The sequence below is a fragment of the Pseudonocardia sp. EC080619-01 genome (assembly GCF_001420995.1).
Lineage (GTDB): Bacteria > Actinomycetota > Actinomycetes > Mycobacteriales > Pseudonocardiaceae > Pseudonocardia.
The window spans coordinates 3,861,438-3,881,721 of record NZ_CP012184.1; the positions used below are offsets into that span (position 1 = coordinate 3,861,438).

At 73.7% G+C, this 20,284-nt stretch carries 20 protein-coding genes; 16 read left to right on the forward strand and 4 right to left on the reverse strand.

Features of this window, described 5'->3' with window-relative positions; all coding sequences use genetic code 11:
* The first annotated feature begins 78 nt into the window (after positions 1 to 78).
* From AD017_RS18120 to AD017_RS18145, 6 genes are read left to right on the forward strand one after another with little or no spacing between them, the layout of a single operon-like run.
* Positions 79 to 984 (forward strand): glycosyltransferase family 2 protein, encoded by a 906-nt coding sequence (locus AD017_RS18120; protein WP_050802461.1) that lies wholly within the window; start codon positions 79 to 81, stop codon positions 982 to 984.
* A gap of 36 nt (positions 985 to 1,020) precedes the next feature.
* Complete coding sequence (locus AD017_RS18125) at positions 1,021 to 2,091, forward strand: sugar phosphate nucleotidyltransferase (RefSeq protein ID WP_010235131.1); 1,071 nt, start codon at positions 1,021 to 1,023, stop codon at positions 2,089 to 2,091.
* Between the two features lie 4 nt (positions 2,092 to 2,095).
* Positions 2,096 to 3,025, forward strand: a complete 930-nt coding sequence (locus AD017_RS18130; RefSeq protein WP_060574912.1) for a DNA-3-methyladenine glycosylase — start codon at positions 2,096 to 2,098, stop codon at positions 3,023 to 3,025.
* 20 nt (positions 3,026 to 3,045) lie between these two features.
* Positions 3,046 to 4,056: a 2-phospho-L-lactate transferase gene (cofD, locus tag AD017_RS18135; protein WP_060574913.1), complete on the forward strand. Its 1,011-nt coding sequence runs from the start codon at positions 3,046 to 3,048 to the stop codon at positions 4,054 to 4,056.
* A complete protein-coding gene (locus AD017_RS18140; protein ID WP_060574914.1) occupies positions 4,046 to 5,410 on the forward strand; it encodes a coenzyme F420-0:L-glutamate ligase in 1,365 nt (454 codons plus the stop codon). The genes cofD and AD017_RS18140 overlap by 11 nt, the downstream gene beginning before the upstream one ends.
* Positions 5,404 to 5,946, forward strand: a complete 543-nt coding sequence (locus AD017_RS18145) for an NUDIX hydrolase (protein WP_010232847.1) — start codon at positions 5,404 to 5,406, stop codon at positions 5,944 to 5,946. The genes AD017_RS18140 and AD017_RS18145 overlap by 7 nt, the downstream gene beginning before the upstream one ends.
* Here AD017_RS18145 and AD017_RS18150 read toward each other — a convergent pair.
* Entirely contained in the window at positions 5,937 to 6,707 is a 771-nt protein-coding gene (locus AD017_RS18150; RefSeq protein WP_010232845.1) for a site-2 protease family protein, read from the reverse strand. The genes AD017_RS18145 and AD017_RS18150 overlap by 10 nt on opposite strands.
* 203 nt (positions 6,708 to 6,910) lie before the next feature.
* On the opposite strand from AD017_RS18150, the gene AD017_RS18155 reads away from it, so the two are divergent.
* Positions 6,911 to 7,210: a WhiB family transcriptional regulator gene (locus AD017_RS18155; RefSeq protein WP_033199906.1), complete on the forward strand. Its 300-nt coding sequence runs from the start codon at positions 6,911 to 6,913 to the stop codon at positions 7,208 to 7,210.
* Positions 7,211 to 7,296: 86 nt separating this feature from the next.
* Here AD017_RS18155 and AD017_RS18160 read toward each other — a convergent pair whose 3' ends face one another.
* Complete coding sequence (locus tag AD017_RS18160) at positions 7,297 to 7,770, reverse strand: metallopeptidase family protein (RefSeq protein ID WP_010232840.1); 474 nt, start codon at positions 7,768 to 7,770, stop codon at positions 7,297 to 7,299.
* Positions 7,771 to 7,861: 91 nt separating this feature from the next.
* On the opposite strand from AD017_RS18160, the gene AD017_RS18165 reads away from it, so the two are divergent.
* The 6 genes from AD017_RS18165 to AD017_RS18190 all read left to right on the forward strand — a co-directional run bounded on the left by AD017_RS18165 (position 7,862) and on the right by AD017_RS18190 (position 13,404).
* Positions 7,862 to 8,215, forward strand: a complete 354-nt coding sequence (locus tag AD017_RS18165) for a DUF3499 domain-containing protein (RefSeq protein ID WP_010232838.1) — start codon at positions 7,862 to 7,864, stop codon at positions 8,213 to 8,215.
* An 86-nt stretch (positions 8,216 to 8,301) separates the two neighbouring features.
* Positions 8,302 to 9,723, forward strand: coding sequence for a phosphomannomutase/phosphoglucomutase (locus AD017_RS18170; RefSeq protein ID WP_060574915.1), 1,422 nt, complete (start codon positions 8,302 to 8,304; stop codon positions 9,721 to 9,723).
* 133 nt (positions 9,724 to 9,856) lie between these two features.
* A complete protein-coding gene (locus tag AD017_RS18175) occupies positions 9,857 to 10,069 on the forward strand; it encodes a Trm112 family protein (protein WP_010232833.1) in 213 nt (70 codons plus the stop codon).
* Positions 10,066 to 11,163 carry an SIS domain-containing protein gene (locus AD017_RS18180; RefSeq protein WP_227012774.1) on the forward strand — a complete coding sequence of 366 codons (1,098 nt, stop codon included), beginning with the start codon at positions 10,066 to 10,068 and terminating at the stop codon, positions 11,161 to 11,163. Before AD017_RS18175 ends, AD017_RS18180 begins: the two co-directional genes overlap by 4 nt.
* A gap of 29 nt (positions 11,164 to 11,192) precedes the next feature.
* Positions 11,193 to 12,407, forward strand: a complete 1,215-nt coding sequence (gene manA / locus AD017_RS18185; RefSeq protein WP_060574916.1) for a mannose-6-phosphate isomerase, class I — start codon at positions 11,193 to 11,195, stop codon at positions 12,405 to 12,407.
* A gap of 46 nt (positions 12,408 to 12,453) precedes the next feature.
* Positions 12,454 to 13,404, forward strand: coding sequence for a cation diffusion facilitator family transporter (locus AD017_RS18190; protein ID WP_060574917.1), 951 nt, complete (start codon positions 12,454 to 12,456; stop codon positions 13,402 to 13,404).
* Here the strand turns inward: AD017_RS18190 and AD017_RS18195 are convergent.
* Positions 13,398 to 13,901 (reverse strand): Lrp/AsnC family transcriptional regulator, encoded by a 504-nt coding sequence (locus tag AD017_RS18195; RefSeq protein ID WP_050802438.1) that lies wholly within the window; start codon positions 13,899 to 13,901, stop codon positions 13,398 to 13,400. The genes AD017_RS18190 and AD017_RS18195 overlap by 7 nt on opposite strands.
* Before the next feature lie 89 nt (positions 13,902 to 13,990).
* Between AD017_RS18195 and ald the strand changes: the two genes are divergently transcribed.
* The 3 genes from ald to AD017_RS18210 all read left to right on the forward strand — a co-directional run bounded on the left by ald (position 13,991) and on the right by AD017_RS18210 (position 18,519).
* A complete protein-coding gene (gene ald / locus AD017_RS18200; RefSeq protein WP_060574918.1) occupies positions 13,991 to 15,091 on the forward strand; it encodes an alanine dehydrogenase in 1,101 nt (366 codons plus the stop codon).
* Positions 15,092 to 15,244: 153 nt separating this feature from the next.
* Positions 15,245 to 16,822 (forward strand): amino acid permease, encoded by a 1,578-nt coding sequence (locus AD017_RS18205; RefSeq protein WP_010233917.1) that lies wholly within the window; start codon positions 15,245 to 15,247, stop codon positions 16,820 to 16,822.
* 104 nt (positions 16,823 to 16,926) lie between these two features.
* On the forward strand, positions 16,927 to 18,519 hold the full coding sequence (locus AD017_RS18210; protein ID WP_010233914.1) for an amino acid permease: 1,593 nt from the start codon (positions 16,927 to 16,929) through the stop codon (positions 18,517 to 18,519).
* Positions 18,520 to 18,608: 89 nt separating this feature from the next.
* Here the strand turns inward: AD017_RS18210 and AD017_RS18215 are convergent, their stop codons facing one another.
* Positions 18,609 to 20,237 carry a long-chain fatty acid--CoA ligase gene (locus AD017_RS18215; RefSeq protein WP_060574919.1) on the reverse strand — a complete coding sequence of 543 codons (1,629 nt, stop codon included), beginning with the start codon at positions 20,235 to 20,237 and terminating at the stop codon, positions 18,609 to 18,611.
* Positions 20,238 to 20,284 lie beyond the last annotated feature (47 nt).

The following is a 20,284-nucleotide window of genomic DNA, read 5'->3' on the forward strand; positions in this document are numbered from 1 at the left end:
ACGTTCGCGGCCGCGAACGGGCGGTCGCCGCCGGTCCCGCCGGACCGGCGGCCTCCCGGTCTCGCTAGCGTTCGGGTCGTGCAGGACGGCGGGGAGCAGCACGTGCAGGTGGACGGACCGACCTACGGCGACGACGTCGCCGTCGTCACCGTGACCTACTCGCCGGGCCGCACCCTCGACACCTTCCTCGACTCGCTCGCCGGTGCGACCGGCCGGACCGGTGTCCCGGTGGTGCTGGCGGACAACGGCTCGGTCGACGGCGCGCCGGAGCGCGCGGCCCGCGAGCGCGACGACGTCACGTTCCTGCCGATCGGCGAGAACGTCGGCTACGGCGCCGCCGCGAACCGTGGTGTCGCCTCGCTCGACGGGCGCTTCGGCTGGGTGGTCGTCGCGAACCCGGACCTGGAGTGGGGCCCCGGGTCGCTGGACGTGCTGCTGGAGGCCGGGCGCCGGCACCCGCGGGCGGGCTCCCTGGGCCCGCTGATCCGTGAGCCGTCCGGTGAGGTCTACCCGTCGGCCCGCGAGGTCCCGTCGCTCGCGGCCGGGGCCGGGCACGCCGCGCTCGGCCCGGTCTGGCCGGGCAACCCGTGGTCGGTCGCCTACCGCCGGTCCCGGGAGGACGTCTCCGAGCGCGACGCCGGCTGGCTGTCCGGCTCGTGCCTGCTGCTGCGGCGGGCCGCGTTCGACTCGGTCGACGGGTTCGACCCGCGCTACTTCATGTACTTCGAGGACGTCGACCTCGGCGAACGCCTCGGTGTCGCCGGGTGGCGCAACGTCTACGTACCCTCGTCGGAGGTCGTGCACGTCGGCGGGGTGTCCACCGGCAAGCCGGAGGTGTCGGCGCGGATGCTCGCCGAGCACCACCGCAGCGCCTACCGCTATCTCGCGGACCGGCACCCCGGTCCGCTCCGCGCACCGCTGCGCGCCGCGTTCAGGGCGGGCCTGGCCGTCCGGTCGGGCCTGGCGTCCCGGGGCGGCAACTGACCCGGGCGTGACGAGAACACCAGAGGGGGAACCGCGTTGCAGGACGTCGAGGCGGTCGTACTTGTCGGGGGCAAGGGCACCCGGCTGCGGCCACTGACCCTGTCGGCGCCCAAGCCGATGCTGCCCACGGCGGGGGTGCCGTTCCTGGCACACCTGCTGTCCCGGATCCGCGAGTCGGGGATCCGGCGGGCCGTGCTGGGCACCAGCTACCTGGCCGAGACCTTCGAGGAGCACTTCGGTGACGGCTCCGCGCTCGGTCTGGACCTGACCTACGTGACGGAGACCGAGCCGCTGGGCACCGGCGGCGGGATCCGCAACGTCGCCGGGAAGCTCTCCGCCGAGCACGTGATGATCTTCAACGGGGACGTGCTGGCCGGGACCGACCTGAACGCCGTCGCCGCGACCCACCGGGACTCGCGGGCCGACGTGACGCTGCACCTGGTGCGGGTGCAGAACCCGCGTGCGTTCGGCTGCGTGCCGACCGACGCGAGCGGCCGCGTGCTGGAGTTCCTCGAGAAGACCGAGGACCCGCCGACCGACCAGATCAACGCCGGGTGCTACGTCTTCCGGCGCGAGGTGATCGACTCCATCCCCGAGGGACGACCGGTGTCGGTGGAGCGCGAGACGTTCCCGGACCTCCTCGCCTCCGGGGCGCACGTGCAGGGGCACGTCGACGTCGCGTACTGGCGGGACATGGGCACCCCCGGCGACCTGGTGCACGGCTCGGCCGACCTGGTCCGCGGGGTCGCACCGTCCGCGGCGCTGCCCGGGCCGACCGGCGAGGCGATGATCCTCGACGGTGCCGAGGTGGCGTCCGACGCGTTCGTGTTCGGCGGCTCCACCGTCGGCCGCGGCGCCCGGATCGGCTCCGGCGCGAAGGTCGAGGGCTCGATGCTGTTCGACGGCGCGGTCGTCGCCGGCGGCGCGGTCGTCGAGAACTCGGTGATCGGCGCGGGCGCCGTCGTCGAGGAGGGCGCCAGCATCCGCGACACCGTGGTCGGGGACCGCGCGGTGATCGGGGCGCACTGCGAGCTGCGCAACAACATGCGGGTCTGGCCGGACGTGTCGCTGCCGCCGCACGGGATCCGGTTCTCCCCGGACGTGTGACGCCGTGCTCGACCGCGAGTGGCGCCCGCCGTTCGTGCTCGACCTGTACGGCGTGCTGTCCCCGCTGCGCCGGGGCCGGGGCGACCCGACCTGGCGCACCGCGGGCGACGGCGCGGTGATCTGGCGGGTCTCGACGACCCCCGACGGTCCCGCCACCGTCGCGGTCCGGCGCCGCGCGGACGGCGGCGAGCACGGCACCGTCCGGGCCACCGGCTGGGGACCGGGCGCGGCCTGGGAGCTCGACCGGCTGCCGTCGCTGCTGGGGGCCGACGACGACCCGTCGTCGTTCGAGGCGTACCACCCGCTCGTCGCCGACGCCGTCCGCCGCCGGCCGGGGTTGCGGCTCGGCTCGTCCGGGCGGGTGTGGGACACGCTGCTGCCCGCCGTGCTGGAACAGAAGGTCACCGGCACCGAGGCACACCGCTCGTTCCGCGAGCTGGCGTGGCGCCACGGCGACCCGGCCCCCGGGCCGTCCGGGGTCGTCCCGGCCGGGATGCGGGTGCCGCCGACGCCCGCGCAGGTGCGCGACATCCCGGTCTGGCAGTGGCACCGGGCGGGCGTCGACCACGCGCGCCGCTCGGCGATCCTGCACGCCGCCGTCGTCGCGCACCGGCTGGAGGACGCCGCCGGGCTGCGCGGCGAGGCGGGCCGGGTGCTGCTGCGCCGGGTCCGCGGGATCGGCGTCTGGACCGCCGCCGAGATCGCCCAGCGGGCCTGGGGCGACCCCGACGCGGTCAGCTTCGGCGACTTCCACGTCCCGAACACCGTCGGCTGGGCGCTGCTCGGCCACGACCTCGACGACGCGGGCCTCCTCGAGGTCCTCGCGCCCTACGCGCCGCAGCGACAGCGCGCGGTCCGCTACATCGAGGCGTCGGGGTTCCGGCGTCCCCGGTTCGGGCCCCGCTTCTCCCCGCGCGACTACCGCGCGATGTGACCGTCGTAGGGTCTGGATCCGTGAAGGTCACCGTTCTGGTCGGCGGGGTCGGTGGGGCCCGGTTCCTGCAAGGGGTCAAGGCCGCCCTCGGGCTGCCCCCGGTCGGTCCCGCCCCGGAGGATCATCCGCACTCGGTCGACGCCGTGGTCAACGTCGGCGACGACATCTGGCTGCACGGCCTGCGCGTCTGCCCGGACCTCGACACCTGCATGTACACCCTCGGCGGCGGCATCGACGTCGAGAAGGGCTGGGGCCGGTCCGGCGAGACGTGGTCGGTGAAGGCCGAGCTCGAGGCCTACGAGGCGGAGCCGACCTGGTTCGGGCTCGGCGACCGTGACGTCGCGACGCACCTGGTGCGCACCCGGATGCTCCGCGCCGGATACCCGTTGTCGCAGGTCACCGAGGCGCTGTGCCACCGCTGGCAGCCCGGTGTGCGGCTGCTGCCCGCCTCCGACGACCGCGTCGAGACGCACGTCGTCGTCGACAACCCCGAGCCCGGCGACGGCGACGAGACCCCGCCCCAGGTCGCGATCCACTTCCAGGAGTGGTGGATCAAGCACCGGGCGGCGCCGAAGGCGCACCGCTTCGCCTCGGTCGGCGCGGACCAGGCCGGGATCCTGCCCGACGCCCGCGCCTCGATCGCCGAGGCCGACGTGGTGCTGGTCGCGCCGTCGAACCCGGTCGTCTCGATCGGCACGATCGTGTCGGTCCCCGGGGTGGCCCAGGTGCTGGCCGCGACGCCCGCCCCGGTCGTGGGCGTGTCCCCGATCGTCGGCGGGCGGCCGGTGCGCGGGATGGCCGACGCCTGCCTGTCCGCGATCGGCGTCGAGACCTCGGCCGAGGGCGTGGGCCGGCACTACGGCGGCCGCGGCGAGGGCGGCCTGCTCGACGGGTGGCTGGTGCACTCTGGCGACACGGCGACCGTGCCCGGCGCGACCGTCCGCGAGGTGCCGCTGCTGATGACCGACCACGACGCCACCGCCGCGATGGCGCGGGCCGCGTTCGACCTGGCGGGTGTGCGTGCCGGCTGACCCGTTCCCCGACCACGCGTCGGACTCGCTGCAGGTCCTCCCGGTACCCGGGCTGCCCGAGTTCCGGCCCGGCGACGACCTGACCGTCGCGCTGGCCGGCGCTGCGGACTGGCTGCGCGACGGCGACGTCGTCGTCGTGACCTCGAAGGTCTTCTCCAAGGTGGAGGGCAGGCTCGTCCCGGCCCCGACCGACGACGAGGAGCGCGACGCGCTGCGCCGCCGCCTGATCGACGCCGAGACCGAGCGGATCCTGGCCAGGCGCGGGAAGACGCTGATCGTTGCCGGGAAGCTCGGGATCGTGCAGGCCGCCGCCGGGATCGACGGCTCCAACGTGCGCCGCGACGAGCTCGCACTGCTGCCCGCCGACCCGGACGCGAGCGCCGCGGGCCTGCGCGCCGGGCTGCGGGAGCGCCTCGGGGTCGATGTCGGCGTCGTCGTCACCGACACCCTCGGGCGGACCTGGAGGATCGGGCAGACCGACGTCGCGATCGGGTCCGCCGGGATCCCGGTGCTGCACCGCTACGGCGGCGCCGTCGACGCCCAGGGCAACGACCTGCTGGTCACCGAGATCGCGCTCGCCGACGAGATCGCCGCCGCGGCGGACCTGGTGAAGGGCAAGCTCGGGGCGCTGCCCGTCGCCGTCGTGCGCGGCATGGCCCTCGACGACGACGGCAGCGCCGCCCGCGACCTGATCCGCCCCGTCGCCGAGGACCTGTTCTGGCTCGGGACGGAGGAGGCGATCGCCCGCGGCCGCCGCGAGGCGGTCCTGCTGCGCCGCAGCACCCGCGCCTTCTCCGACGAGCCCGTCGACCCGGCCGCGCTCCGGCGGGCCGTGGGCACCGCGCTCACCGCGCCCGCCCCGCACCACAGCACCCCGTTCCGGTTCGTGTGGCTGCGCGCCCCCGGCCGCCGCGCCGCCGTGCTGGACGCGATGCGCGAGCGGTGGCGGGCCGACCTGGCCGCCGACGGGCGCCCGGCCGACGAGATCGAGCGCCGCCTCGCCCGCGGGGACCTGCTGCACCGGGCCCCGGAGCTGGTGCTGGCGTTCCGGACCGGGGAGGGGATGCACTCCTACTCCGACGACGGCACGGACGCCCGCGACGCCGCCGAGCGCGACATGTTCACCGTCGCCGGCGGGGCCGCGGTGCAGGCGCTGCTGGTGGCGCTGGCCGCGGAGGGCCTGGCGTCGTGCTGGGTCGGCTCGACGATCTTCGCGCCGGACACGGTGCGTGCGGCGCTCGACCTGCCCGCGGACTGGGTGCCGCTCGGCGCGGTCGCCGTGGGAGTGCCGCACGAGCCCCCCGCCCCGCGCGATCCGCGCGATCCGGCGGGCGGGCTGGTGGAGCTGTGGTAGCTGCGGCGACGGCGGCCCGCGAGCTGGAGGCGTGGGACCCGCCCGGCGAGGCACAGCGGGCGTTGCAGCACGCGTTGCTGGCCTTCCTGGACGCCCGCCCGGACGACGCCTGCGACCGCTCGTGCGTGCCCGGTCACCTGACGGCGTCCGCGCTGGTGCTCGACGCGGCGGGCGAGCGCACGCTGCTCACCCTGCACCCGCGGGTGGGCCGCTGGATCCAGCTCGGCGGCCACTGCGAGCCCGGCGACGCCTCGCTGCGCGCCGCGGCCCTGCGGGAGGCCACCGAGGAGTCCGGCATCGAGGGCCTGGAGATCGCCGGGCAGCCGCTGCACGTCGACGTCCACCCGGTCACCTGCTCGCTCGGGGTACCCACCCGGCACCTCGACGTGCGGTACCTCGTCCGTGCGCCCGCCGGTGCCCGCGCCCGGATCAGCGACGAGTCGCTCGACCTGCGCTGGTGGCCGGTCGACGCGCTGCCCGACGGCAGCGACACGGTCCCCGCGATGGTCGCCGCGGCGACCGCCGGCTACAGGTAGCGCCAGAAGAAGAGCGCCCGGAACCCCTGGCCCGCGAGCTGGGAGTCGCCGCCCACCACCGAGTACAGGATCTGGGTGGCGGCGAAGAAGAAGGTGCTGATCCCCGGCACGAACAGCAGGACCGCCAGCAGCGCCAGCGGCGCCCACGGCCGGACCCGCTCACCGAAGCGCTGCGCGGGCACCGACAGGTAGGGCTCGATCGCGCCCCACCCGTCCAGCCCGGGCACCGGGAGCATGTTCAGCACGAACGCGACGATCTGGAACAGCGCGAGCGCGGACAGGCCGGCGCCGACGGGCGTGGGCAGCGACGGGAACAGCGCGACCGTGATGATCAACACCGCGCCGACCACGAGGTTCGCGGCCGGGCCCGCCAGCGACACCGCCGTGCGCCACCCGCGCGAGCGCAGTGCCCACTGGTTGATCCACACCGCGCCGCCGGGCAGCGGGAGGCCCCCGATCAGCAGGATGATCAGCGGCAGGACCAGCGACAACCCGGGATCGGTGTACCGGCGGACGTCGAGGGTGAGGTACCCCTTCAGCGCCACCGAGGTGTCGCCACCGCGGTACGCCGTGATCGCGTGCCCGAACTCGTGCAGGCACAGCGACACGACCCAGCCGGCGAGCACGACGACGAAGATCCCGAAGATCGCCAGCGCCTCGGACCGCACCGGGACCGCGGCCGCCGCCAGCACGGCACCGAGCACGGTGATGCCGACGAGGAGCAGGAACCACGGGCTGACACGACGGGTGAGCGCGGGCATGTACCCATCATCCCGAACGATCCAAACACCCGCGCGTGGGCCTTCACTCGTTCGGCAGAGCCGGCTTGCACGCAGCGAACGTCAGCGCTGTACTTACAGTGGTGTCATTCGCCGGTGCATTGCGGGGAGGTGGGCGAGTGGACGACGTCGAGGGTTTCATGCGGATGCTGCGGCCGGCGGAGGCCGACCAGGCACGGCAGCCGATGATCGAGGACCACGACCGGGTGGCGGAGGTCCTGGACCTGAAGGGCCTGCTGCTGGAGGAGTCACCCGGGGACGAGATCCCGGACTGGCAGGAGCGCGCGCTGTGCGCCCAGACCGATCCGGAGGCGTTCTTCCCGGAGAAGGGCGGTTCCACCCGGGAGGCGAAGCGGATCTGTTCCGGTTGCGAGGTCCGGGCCGAGTGCCTGGAGTACGCGCTGGCGCAGGACGAGCGCTTCGGCATCTGGGGCGGGCTCTCCGAGCGGGAGCGGCGCCGTCTGCGCCGCGGCGCCGCCGTCTGACGGGGGTACGAGACCACCGGCGCCCGGGACACCACTGGTGACCCGGGCGCCGTCGTCTGTGCCGCCGTGCGGGTGGTGGGCGGCGGTCAGCCGCCGTCGACCGCGTCGGGCTCGATGTTGAGGTACTCCGCGACCTGCTCGACGAGGACCTCGTGCACGAGATCGGCGAGGTCCTCCCCGTTGCGGGCCCTGGCCTCCAGCGGGCGCCGGTAGAGCACGATCCTGGCCCGTGTCGGGAGACCGGCCGGGTCGACGCCCGCCGGCACCAGGTGGGCGAGCGGGACGCCGACGTCGGCGAGCACCCCGGTGCCCCAGGTGACCTCGTCCGGCGAGGTCCGGTCGACGGCCGGGACGTCGTCGACGGCGAGGTCCAGGTCGGCCAGCTCCGGCCCCCAGCGCGCCTCGATCGGTTCCAGCGCCTCCAGCACCTTCGCGTCGAACCGTTCGGCGCGGGTGCGGAAGGCGGGAGTGGACACCGGGTACATCAGCCCGCGCAGTCCCCGGCCGCGGCGGTCCCGGCGGCGAGGGGTGCGGCGCAGCAGGCGGTTCGCGGTGGACACCGCCCCATCCTAGGCCCCCGTCACCGAGGCGGGTGCGCGTCGCAGTGCGGACGCGGTGGATGTACGGGCTATCGTCCGGTGTGTGTTGAGTGTGCGGAGATGTTCACGGACGGGCTGCACCGAGCTCGCCGTCGCCACGCTCACCTATGTCTACGCCGACTCGACCGCCGTCGTCGGGCCGCTCGCCACGCAGGCGGAGCCGCACTCGTACGACCTGTGCACCGGGCACGCGCACAACCTCACGGCTCCGCGCGGCTGGGAGGTCGTCCGTTTCGAGGGCGAGTTCGCCCCGCCCCAGCACACCGGCGAGGACCTCACCGCGCTCGCCGACGCCGTCCGTGAGGCGGGGCGGCTGGACCGGCCGGTCGAGGTGGTCGCCCGGCCGGGTGGCACCGGCCGGCGCGGGCACCTGCGGGCGCTGCCCACTCCCGGTGACGACGACTGAGCAGCGGGTGACCGGCCGCGCGCGTCCGGTCGCGTGGGCGGAGACCTGCGCGGACGGGTGACGTGCCTCCGCTAGGGTCAGGCGCCGTGCCCGACCTCTCGGCGATCGTGAAGGCCTACGACATCCGCGGTGTCGTCGGCGACCAGCTGGACGAGCCCACCGCCCGCGCACTGGGGGCGGCGACGGCGCGGCTGGTCGCGACCGACACCCCGGCTCCCGGCGCCGTGGTCGTCGGGCGGGACATGCGCGACAGCTCGCCGGCGCTGGCCGCGGCGTTCGCCGACGGCGTGACCGGGCAGGGGCTCGACGTCGTCGACATCGGCCTGGCCAGCACGGACATGCTCTACTTCGCCTCCGGCTCGCTCGGGCTGCCCGGCGCGATGTTCACCGCCAGCCACAACCCGGCCCGCTACAACGGGATCAAGCTGTGCCGGGCGGGCGCGGTGCCGATCGGGCAGGACAGCGGCCTGGCGACGATCCGCGACGACGCGGCCCGCCTCCTCGGCGAGGGCGTGCCGGCGACCGGCACCGGGACCGTCCGCCGCGAGGACATGCTCACCGGGTACGCCCGGTACCTGCGCGAGCTGGTCGACCTGTCGACGCTGGCCGGCGCGCCCGAGCTGACCGTGGTCGTCGACGCCGGCAACGGCATGGGCGGGCACACCGTCCCGACCGTGTTCGACGGGCTCGACGTGCGCGTCGTGCCGCTGTACTTCGAGCTCGACGGGACCTTCCCGAACCACGAGGCGAACCCGCTCGACCCGGCGAACCTGGTCGACCTGCAGAAGGCCGTCGTCGCGGAGGGCGCCGACCTGGGCCTGGCCTTCGACGGCGACGCCGACCGGTGCTTCGCCGTGGACGAGCGCGGCGACGCCGTCAGCCCGAGTGCGATCACCGGGCTGGTCGCCGCCCGCGAGCTCGCCAGGGCGCAGGCGGCGGGGGAGACCGACGTCGCCGTCATCCACAACCTGATCACGTCGCGGGCGGTGCCGGAGCTCGTCGCCGAGCACGGCGGCCGCCCGGTCCGGACCCGCGTGGGGCACTCGTTCATCAAGCAGACCATGGCCGAGACCGGCGCCGTCTTCGGCGGTGAGCACTCGGCGCACTACTACTTCCGGGACTTCTGGAAGGCCGACTCCGGGATGCTCGCGGCCCTGCACCTGCTCGCCGCGCTCGGCGAGCGGCGGGCCGCGGCCGCCGCGTCCGGCACGGTGGCACCGCTGTCCGGACTGATGGCGGGCTACGACCGCTACGCGGCGTCCGGCGAGATCAACTCCACGGTCGCCGACCAGGCCGCGAAGGTCGCCGAGATCGAGTCGCTCTACGGCCCCCGGGACGGGGTGGAGCTCGACCGGCTCGACGGCCTCACGGTGTCCCTGGCGGACGGCTCGTGGTTCAACCTGCGGGCGTCCAACACCGAGCCGCTGCTGCGGCTCAACGTGGAGGCGGCGGACGACGCCGCCGTACGGACGCTGGTCGACGAGGTGCTGGCGGTCGTGCGCGCTTGAGCGACACTCGCGGAGCGTGACGACAGCTCCGGAGCGTGCACCCCGGACGGCGCCGCCGTACCCGGTCGGCTGCCGCGCGGTGTCGGGGCGTGGTGGCAGCATCGAACCGGAAGACATGACGACGAGGAGAACCGTGGCCGTACAGCTCGACCCCCAGCTGCTGGAGATCCTGGCCTGCCCGTGCGACGCGCACGCGCCGCTGCGGTCCGGCACGTCCGCCGAGCCCGGCGCCGACGCGCTCACCTGCGAGGCCTGCGGCCGGTCGTACCCCGTCACCGACGGGATCCCGGTGCTCCTGCTCGACGAGGCCCTGCCGGGCACCGGTCCCGCCGGGGACGACGGGTGAACGGGGTGCTGGACGACAGCCTGCTGGCCGATCCGGAGACGCTGATCGCCAGGGACACCACCGGTGTCCTGCGTGCGGCCGCGACCGCGGGCGCCCAGGTCCGGTCGGCCGCGCACGCGTGCGGCGAGGCCGGCCTCGACCGGCTGCGCGGGTTCCGGCCGCGGGCGCTGGTGCTGCTGCGCCGGCCGGGGGTCTCCGGTGCCGTCGCCGACCTGGTGACGGCGTTGCTGGGTGACCGCTGCCCGGTCCCGGTGGTGCACGCCGAGCGGGTGCCGGGCTGGATCGGCCCGCTGGACGTCGTCGTCGCGCACAGCACCGACTCCGCGGACCCCGAGCTGGCCGAGTCGATCGCCCTCGCGGTGCGCCGCGGCGCGGAGACCGTGCTGTCCGCCCCGGACCTCGGGCCGGTCGCACAGGCCGGCGCCGGCCGCGCCCGGCTGGTCGAGCCGCGCATCCCGCTGCCCGAGGGCCTCGGGTTCGCGCAGGCGCTCACCGTCGCCCTGACGACGGTCACCGAGCTGGAGCTGCTCGGCCCGGCACCGGACACCGAGGCACTGGCGGAGGTGCTCGACGAGGAGGCCGAGCGCTGCCAGCCGGGCCACGAGCCGTTCGTGAACCCGGCCAAGTCGCTGGCGCTGCGGATGGCCGAGCGGACCCCGCTGCTGTGGGGTGCCGACCCGGCGGCGGCCGCCGTCGCCCGGCACGGTGCGGACGCGCTCGCCACCCACGCGGGCGTCGTCGCGCAGGCCGACGGGCTCGGCCAGGCCGGCACGCTGGCCGGTCTGCGGGTCGCGATCGACCTGGGTGAGCGGGAGAACGACATCTTCCGTGACCCGTTCGACGACCCGGAGCCGGCCGCGGCAGCACTCCCGCCGCGGCTGGTGCTGCTCGGGACCGGCGAGGAGGACCCGCAGATGGTGAGCCGTCGCCTGCTCGGCCGGGAGTGGCCGAACGCCGACGTCGCGCACCCGGTGGAGGAGGTCCCGCGCGGGACCCGCGACGCCGTCCTGCGCCGGGCGCTGCTGCTCGCGCTGCGCGTCGACATCGCCGCCGTCTACCTGGGTCTGGCCACCCGGGCATCGATCGATCTCTGACCCCTCGCGCACCTGACACCGGGAGACCCGTGGAACTGCTGGAGAACCCGATCCGGACCTATGCCTGGGGATCGCGGACGGTCATCGCCGAACTGCTCGGCCAGCCCGTCCCGGCGCCCCACCCGCAGGCGGAACTGTGGTTGGGCGCGCACCCGGCCGCGCCGTCGAAGGTGCGCTCCGGGGACGCCGTGCGCCCGCTGCACGAGCTGATCGCCGCCGACCCTGCGGCGGCGCTGGGCCCCGGCCGCGGCCGCTGGGAGGGCAGGCTGCCGTTCCTGCTGAAGCTGCTGGCCGCGGACGAGCCGCTGTCGCTCCAGGCGCACCCGAGCCTGGAACAGGCCCGGGACGGCTGGGCCCGGGAGAACGCGGCGGGGCTGCCCGTCGACGCCCCGGACCGCAACTACCGCGACGCCAACCACAAGCCCGAGCTGATCTGCGCGCTCACCGACTTCGTCGCGCTGGTCGGGTTCCGGGAGCCGGCCAGCACCGTCGCGCTGCTCCGCGCGCTCGACGTGCCGGAGCTGGCGTCCTACGCCGAGCTGCTCGCCGGGCAGCCCAACCCGGACGGCCTGCGCGCGCTGTTCACCACCTGGATCACGCTGCCGCAGTCGCTGCTCGACGGGCTGGTGCCCGCCCTGCAGGGTGGTGCGGTCCGGCTGCTGGAGCAGGGCGCGGGGGAGTGGACCGGCGAGGCGAAGACGGTCCTCGACCTCTCCGAGCGCTACCCGGGTGACGCCGGCGTCCTCGCCGCGCTGCTGCTCAACCGGACCACCCTCGCCCCCGGCGAGGCGCTCTACCTGCCGGCCGGGAACCTCCACGCGTACCTCTCGGGGGCCGGCATCGAGCTGATGGCGAACTCCGACAACGTGCTGCGCGGCGGGCTCACCCCGAAGCACGTGGACGTGCCGGAGCTGCTGCGGGTCCTGGACTTCGCCGCACCGCCGCCCGCGGTCCGCCGGCCCGCCCCCGAGCGTGACGCCGACGGGTGGCACCGCTACGACGTGCCGGTCGAGGAGTTCCTGCTCCGCCGGGCCGACACCGGTGGCCGGGACAAGCTGGACGTCCCGGGCACCGGCGCCCGGATCATGCTGTGCACCTCCGGCGACGCCGCGGTCGAGGCAGGCGGCGCGGAGATCGAGCTGCCCCGCGGCGCCGCGGTGTACCTCTCGGCCGGCGACACGGGCGCCGTGCTCACCACCGGCGACGACGGCGCCACCGTCTTCCTGGCGGGCGACGCGCTCTGATCCGCGGGTCCCACGGCCCGCCGCGCCCGCCGATACGCTGCACCGCATGTCGGCCGGCGGCGGGACGAGGGCGATCATCGCGGCGTTGCTCGCGAACCTGGGGATCGCGGCGGCGAAGTTCGTCGGGTACCTGATCACCGGGGCGTCGTCGATGCTGGCCGAGGCGGTGCACTCGGTCGCCGACACCGCGAACCAGGGGCTGCTGCTGCTCGGTGGGAAGCGGGCCGTCCGGGCGGCCACGCCGGAGCACCCGTTCGGGTACGGGCGGGACCGCTACTTCTACGCCTTCGTCGTCGCGTTGCTGCTGTTCACCGCCGGTGCGGTGTTCGCGGTGTACGAGGGCCTGCACAAGCTGGCCGAGCCCGAGCCGCTGACCTCGCCGCTCGTCGCGGTCATGATCCTCGTGGTCGCGATCTGCCTGGAGGGCTTCTCGTTCCGGACGGCGATGGCCGAGTCGCGTCCGCTCAAGGGCAACCGCAGCTGGTGGCTGTTCATCCGGCAGGCCAAGGCCCCGGAGCTGCCGGTGGTGCTGCTGGAGGACTTCGGCGCACTGATCGGCCTGTCGCTGGCGCTGGGCGGCGTCGGGCTGACCGTGCTGACCGGCGACCCGGTGTGGGACGCGGTCGGGACCCTGGGCATCGGGGTACTGCTCGGCGTCATCGCGATCGTCCTCGTCGTGGAGATGAAGAGCCTGCTCATCGGCGAGGGCGCGCTGCCGAAGGTGGTGGGCCGGATCGTCACCGAGCTGGAGGCCGGTGCGGACGTGCAGCGCTGCATCCACCTCAAGACCCAGTACCTGGGCCCGGAGGAGCTGCTGGTCGCGGCGAAGGTCGCCTTCACCCCCGGTATGACGCTGGAGCGGGTCGCCCGTGCCATCGACGAGGCCGAGGCCCGGGTGCGTGCGGCCGTGCCGGACGCGCGGGTCATCTACCTGGAGCCGGACCTGGACCGCAGTCCCGCCCCCGCGGAGGACGCCGGGGGCCTGGGAGCTCAGTAGGTGTCGGGCGCCCGGTGGTGCTCGAAGATCAGTGAGGTCCGGGTGCCCGCGACCTCTGGCCACGAGTTGAGCACCCCGACCAGCTGCCGCAGCGCCGCGGTGCCGGCGCTGGCGACGCGCAGCATGTAGTCGTCCTCGCCCGCCAGGAAGTAGACGTCGCGGACCTCGGCCAGCCCGGACGACCGGGTCACGAACTCGTCGAGCCGGTCGCGGGCGTCGGCCTGCAACGTCACGAAGATCATCGCCTGGAGCGGGTGGCCGGTGGCAGCGGGATCGACGTCGGCGTGGTAGCCGCGGATCACCCCGCGGTCCCGCAGGGCCCGGACCCGGCCGAGGCACGTCGACGGCGCGATCCCCACGGCCTCGGCGAGCGCGTTGTTCGGGGTCCGGGCGTCCTGCTCCAGCAGACGCAGCAGCCTGCGGTCGGTGCCGTCCAGCCGAACGACGTTCGGCTCGGCCGCCCATCGTGCCGCCGCCACCGAATCATCGTCACTCATGTCCACCGATCCGAGAATCTTCGTCGTTGGAGTTGGCACAATACCGCTTCTTCTTCATCCTTGACGGAGCCGATGGTGAGGAGAGGGACATGCGCGTCGCGGTGCCGAAGGAGACCAAGGACAACGAGTACCGGGTCGCGCTGACCCCGGCCGGGGTGCACGAGCTCGTCCAGCGCGGGCACGAGGTGGTCGTCCAGCACGACGCGGGCGCCGGCTCGGCCATCGCCGACGCCGACTACAAGGAGGCCGGCGCGCAGGTCCTCGCCGACCCGGCCGAGGTGTGGGGCTCCGCGGAGCTGCTGCTCAAGGTCAAGGAGCCGATCGGGTCGGAGTACGGCTTCCTGCGCCCCGACCTCACCCTGTTCACCTACCTGCACCTGGCCGCGTCCCGGCCGTGCACCGACGCGCTGCTCTCGGCGGGCACCACCTCCATCGCCTACGAGACCGTGCGCACCGCCGACGGCCGGCTGCCGCTGCTCGCCCCGATGAGCGAGGTCGCGGGCCGGCTGGCCCCGCAGGCCGGCGCCTACCACCTCATGCGCTCGGCCGGTGGCCGCGGCGTGCTGATGGGTGGCGTGCCCGGTGCCCCGGGCGCCGACGTCGTCGTGCTCGGCGCCGGTGTCGCGGGTGCGAACGCGATCGCCATCGCGGCGGGCATGCACGCGCAGGTCACCGTGCTGGACATCGACGTCGACAAGCTCCGCGCGATCGACGAGCGCTACGCCGGCCGCGTCCGCACCGTGTACTCCACGCAGCTGGCGGTCCGCGAGGCCGTGACGAATGCCGACCTGGTCATCGGCGCGGTGCTGGTCCCGGGCGCGAAGGCCCCGACGCTGGTCCCGAACGAGCTGGTCGCGCAGATGCGCCCCGGCGCCGTGCTCGTCGACATCGCGATCGACCAGGGCGGCTGCTTCGAGGACTCCCGGCCGACCACGCACGCGGAGCCGACCTACGCCGTCCACGACACGGTCTTCTACTGCGTCGCGAACATGCCGGGCGCGGTGCCGCACACCTCCACCCGGGCGCTGACCAACGCGACGCTGCCGTACGTGCTGCGGCTGGCCGACCGTGGCTGGGAGGCCGCCACGGCCGACGACCCGGCGCTGGCGGCCGGCCTGTCCACGCACCGCGGCGCGCTGCTCTCGGCCGAGGTGGCCGAGGCCCACGGGCTGGAGCACGGGACGGTCTGACGCTCCCGGCGCACGGGATCACCGGTCCGGGGTCGCGACATGCCCGGGCGCGACACGGCAAACCGGACATATCGTTGCGCAATCTTATCGTGACCCTAAATCTGCTCCCCGGAGCGTGACGGGCACCGCACCACGGTCGTATTTTCACCGCTCATGACGGTCACGAACCGTGGTGGCGGAATCTTCCGCACCAAGACGGTCGAGCAATCCATCCGGGACACCGACGAACCGGACACCCGGCTGAAGAAGGACCTCGGGACGATCGATCTGATCGTCTTCGGGGTCGCGGTGGTCATCGGCGCCGGTATCTTCACTCTGGCCGCGAGTACGGCGGGCAACATCGCGGGTCCCGCGGTGTCGCTGTCGTTCGTCCTCGCCGCGGTCGCCTGCGGTCTCGCCGCACTCTGCTACGCCGAGTTCGCCTCCACCGTGCCGGTGGCGGGCAGCGCGTACACGTTCTCCTACGCCACGTTCGGCGAGTTCATCGCCTGGATCATCGGCTGGGACCTCGTGCTGGAGTTCGCGGTCGGCTCGGCGTACGTGTCGAAGGGCTGGTCGGAGTATCTGGCGCAGACACTCGGCCTGATCGGGCTCGACGTGTCGACCTCGTTCGAGCTGGGGAGCTTCTTCTCCTTCGACTGGGGCGCGCTGCTGCTCGTCCTCGTGCTGGCCTTCCTGCTGTACCGGGGCACCAAGCTGTCCAGCCGGGTCAGCCTGGTCATCACCACGATCAAGGTCGCGATCGTGCTGTTCGTGATCATCCTCGGGCTGTTCTACGTCAACGCCGCGAACTACACCCCGTTCGTGCCGGAGCCCACCCCCGGCACCACCGAGACCGGCACCGGCATCCAGCAGTCGCTGCTGTCGTTCTTCGGCGGGGCGTCGTCCAGCGTGTTCGGGATCTACGGCGTGTTCGCCGCGGCCGCCATCGTGTTCTTCGCCTTCATCGGCTTCGACGCGGTCGCGACCACCGCCGAGGAGACGAAGAACCCGTCCAAGGCGCTGCCCCGCGGCATCCTGGGCTCGCTCGCGATCGTCACCGTGCTCTACGTCGCGGTCGCGCTCGTGATCACCGGCATGGTGCCCTACACCGAGCTGGCGACCCAGCCCGACGGCACCCGCGCCACCCTGGCCACCGCGTTCGCCTCGCTCGGGGTGAACTGGGCGGCGACGATCATCGCGCTGGGCGCCCTGCTCGGCCTCACCACCGTCGTCATGGTGCTGATGCTCGGGCAGATCCGGGTCATCTTCGCGATGTCGCGCGACGGCCTGCTGCCCACCGGGCTGGCCAGGACGAACAACTACGGCACCCCCGGCCGGGCCACCTGGCTGATCGGCACCGTGATCGCGCTGGTCGCGACGTTCTTCCCGGCCGAGGACCTCGAGCAGATGGTCAACATCGGCACGCTGTTCGCGTTCGTGCTCGTCTCGATCGGCGTGGTCATCCTGCGCCGGACGCGGCCCGAGCTGCCGCGCGGCTTCCGGACCCCGCTGGTCCCGGTCGTGCCGATCCTGGCCGTGCTGGCCTGCGTCTGGCTGATGCTGAACCTGTCCGTCGAGACCTGGCTGCGGTTCGTCCTCTGGATGGTCATCGGTGTGGTCGTGTACTTCGCCTACTCGCGGCACCACTCCGTGCTGGCCCGCCGCGAGCGCGGCGAGCTCCCGGCCCAGATCGGCGGCTCCGGCGGGGCCGGCGGCGCCGGGGCCGGTGGCAGCTCCGGGGAGTCCTGACCCGCACCCGAACGACCTGCGACGGCGGCGTCCCGGCGATCGGGCGCCGCCGTCGTCGTACCTGGTTGTACGACCGAACGGTGCACTACGTATCTTTCCGCACCATGACGGCCAGAAGCCCCAATGGCGGGATCTTCCGCACCAAATCGGTCGAGCAGGCGATCAGGGACACCGAAGAACCGGAGTTCCAGCTCAAGAAGGCGCTCGGCCCGGTCCAGCTCACGATCATGGGTATCGGGGTGCTGATCGGCACCGGTGTCTTCGTCCTCGCCGGCGAGGCGGCTGCCCTGTACTCGGGGCCCGCGGTCGCGCTGTCCTTCCTGATCAGCGGCATCGTCTGCGCGCTGGCGGCGCTCTGCTACGCCGAGTTCGCGTCCTCGGTCCCGGTGGCGGGCAGCGCCTACACGTTCTCCTACGCGTCGATGGGCGAGTTCATCGCCTGGATGATCGGCTGGGACCTCGTCCTGGAGTTCACGCTCGGCGCGGCCACGGTCTCCAAGGGCTGGGGCGGCTACTTCGACACCGTGATGGCGGGCATCGGGCTGCCGGTCCCCGACGCGATCTCCGCAGGCCCCGGTGGCGGCGGGATCATCGACCTGCCCGCCGTCTTCATCGCGCTGCTGATGATGGCGGTGCTCATCGTCGGCATCCGGCTCTCGGCCTGGGTGAACGCCACCGTCACCTCGCTGAAGCTGCTCATCGTCGGCGGGATCATCCTGATCGGCTCGTTCTACGTGACCGGGTCGAACTGGACGCCCTTCATCCCCGAGTCCCGGCCGGCCGACTACTCGAGCGACGCCGGGACACCGCTGCTGCTCGACCTGTTCGGCATCGACACCGCCTTCGGCCTGACCGGCGTGTTCACCGGCGCGGCGCTGGTGTTCTTCGCCTACCTCGGCTTCGACATCGTCGCCACGCTGTCGGAGGAGGTGAAGAACCCGCAGCGGACGATGCCGATCGGGATCATCGCCTCGCTGACCATCGCGACGCTGCTCTACATCATCGTCTCGCTGATCTACACCGGGATCCTGCCGTACGAGCAGCTCGGCGTGGAGGCGCCGGCTGCCGCGGCCATGGCCGCCACCGGCCTGCCGGCAGCCGAGTTCATCATCTCGTTCGGCATCCTGATCGGGCTCACCGTCGTGATCATGACGCTGATGCTCGGCCAGACCCGGGTGGCGTTCGCGATGAGCCGCGACCGGCTGCTGCCGCCGTGGCTGGCCCGGGTGCACCCGACCTACCGCACCCCGTACCGGCTGACGATCATCACCGGTGTGACCGCGGCGGTCCTGGGCGGCTTCCTGGAGCTCACCGAGCTGGGGCAGCTGGTCAACATCGGCACGCTGGCCGCGTTCGTCCTGGTCTCGATCGGCGTGATCGTGCTGCGGAAGCGCCGTCCGGACCTGCCGCGCACGTTCCGGGTGCCGTTCATGCCGGTGCTGCCGATCGTGTCCGCGGTGGCCTGCTTCGGTGTCGCGCTGTTCCTGCCGGCCGACACCTGGATCCGGTTCTTCGGCTGGATGGCGCTCGGTGCGGTGATCTACTTCGCCTACGGCCGTCGTCGCAGCCGCCTCGCGACCGGGCAGACGCTGGCCGAGATCGCGTCCGAGGCCCGCGGGGGGAAGACCCCGCAGACCGCCGTGGGCTCCACCGACCGGTCGGCGGACGACGACGGCTCCACCGGCTCGTCCTCCTGACCGACCTCCCGACGACCACGGCGGCGGCGTCCCGGTGATCCCGGGGGCGCCGCCGCCGCCGTCGTCGAAGCGGGTCCGTGCCCGGTCGGTCAGGTCGGCAGCGCGTAGCCCTCGAACCGCTCCCGCAGCGTCCGCTTCGAGAACTTCCCGACCGAGGTCTTCGGCACCTCGTCGATGAACTCGACCGCGTCGGGCAGCCACCAGCGCGCCACCCGCGGGGCCAGGAACTCCAGGAGCTCCTCGGCGGTGAGCGTGCTCCCCGGCTCGACGACCACGCACGCCAGCGGGCGTTCCACCCACTTCTCGTGCGGGACGCCGATCACCGCCGCCTCGGCCACCCGCGGGTGCGCCATGATCTCGTTCTCCAGCTCGACGGTGCCGATCCACTCGCCACCGGACTTGATGAGGTCCTTGGTGCGGTCGACCAGGCGGAACGAGCCGTACGGGTCGACGGCGGCGACGTCGCCGGTGCGCAGCCAGCCGTCGTCGGTGAACTGGGTGCCGCCGCCCTCGCCGCGGTGGTACCCGGCGGCGATCCACGGACCCGACGCCTGGACCTCGCCGGTCGCGCGGTCGTCCCAGGGCATCTCCTCGCCGGTGTCCGGGTCGGCGATGCGCATCTCCACCAGCGGCACCGGCCTGCCCTGGCGGACCCGGGCGGCGGCGAGCTCCTCCTCGGAGGCGCCGTCGAGGTGCGTGCCGAGCATGCCGACCGTCCCGATCGGCGAGGTCTCTGTCATGCCCCACAGGTGCGTCAGGGGCAGGCCGAGGGTCCGGCGGTACTCCTCGGAGAGCGCCTTCGGGACCGCCGAACCCCCGCAGATGATCATCCGCAGCGACGCCAGGTCGTGCTCGGCGAGCAGCGGGAGCGCGTTCATCCAGATCGTCGGGACGCCACCGGTGACGGTCACCCGGTGCCGCTCGATCAGGTCCAGCAGCGAGCCGGGCGAGAGGTCCGGCCCGGGGAACACCATCGCGGTGCCGGCGAGCAGGCAGCCGTAGGGCAGCCCCCAGCAGTTCGCGTGGAACATCGGGACCACGGGCATGACGACGTCGCGCTCGGCCAGCGCCGGCCCGTCGGCGATCAGCGTGACCATCGAGTGCAGCATCGTCGAGCGGTGGCTGTACACCACGCCCTTCGGGTTGCCGGTGGTGCCGGACGTGTAGCACATCGCGGCGGCCGCGTTCTCGTCCTCGACCTCGAACCGGCCCTCGTACGGCGCGGCGGCGGCGAGCAGCTCCTCGTAGTCGCGGATCCGCGGGTCGTCCGGGACCGGGGTGTCCGCGCCGTCGTCGAGCACCACCACGTGCCGCACCCCCGGCAGCCGGTCGACGTGCGGCCAGAGCAGCCCGAGCAGCGACCGGTCGACGAAGACGACCTCGTCCCCGGCGTGGTCGGCGACGTAGACCAGCTGGTCGGGGTGCAGCCGGATGTTGAGCGTGTGCAGCACCCGGCCGGTGCACGGTGCGGCCAGGTAGAGCTCCAGGTGCCGGGAGGTGTTCCAGCAGAACGTGCCGACCCGGCCGCCGTCCGAGATGCCGAGCGTGTCGAGGGCGGTCGCGAGCCGCCGCACCCGGACCGCCCACTCGGCGACCGTGACGGTCCGCTCCGTGCCGTCCGGACGGGCCGTGACCAGGGTCTTGTGGCCGAACAGCTGCTCGGCCCGGTGGAAGATGTGCGGGAGGGTCAGGGGCCGGTCCTGCATCAGTCCGAGCATCGTCGCTCCGTTCCGTCGCGGTGCGCACTCTCGTGCGGTCCACCGGT

What these genes read in the sequence shown, in the direction of transcription:
- ald (WP_060574918.1), top strand. Translation starts at nt 13,991, where the DNA reads ATGCGCGTCGCGGTGCCGAAGGAGACCAAGGACAACGAGTACCGGGTC.
- AD017_RS18205 (WP_010233917.1), top strand. Translation starts at nt 15,245, where the DNA reads ATGACGGTCACGAACCGTGGTGGCGGAATCTTCCGCACCAAGACGGTC.
- AD017_RS18155 (WP_033199906.1), top strand. Translation starts at nt 6,911, where the DNA reads ATGATCGAGGACCACGACCGGGTGGCGGAGGTCCTGGACCTGAAGGGC.
- AD017_RS18195 (WP_050802438.1), bottom strand. Translation starts at nt 13,901, where the DNA reads ATGAGTGACGATGATTCGGTGGCGGCGGCACGATGGGCGGCCGAGCCG.
- AD017_RS18150 (WP_010232845.1), bottom strand. Translation starts at nt 6,707, where the DNA reads ATGCCCGCGCTCACCCGTCGTGTCAGCCCGTGGTTCCTGCTCCTCGTC.
- AD017_RS18210 (WP_010233914.1), top strand. Translation starts at nt 16,927, where the DNA reads ATGACGGCCAGAAGCCCCAATGGCGGGATCTTCCGCACCAAATCGGTC.
- AD017_RS18190 (WP_060574917.1), top strand. Translation starts at nt 12,454, where the DNA reads ATGTCGGCCGGCGGCGGGACGAGGGCGATCATCGCGGCGTTGCTCGCG.
- AD017_RS18215 (WP_060574919.1), bottom strand. Translation starts at nt 20,237, where the DNA reads ATGCTCGGACTGATGCAGGACCGGCCCCTGACCCTCCCGCACATCTTC.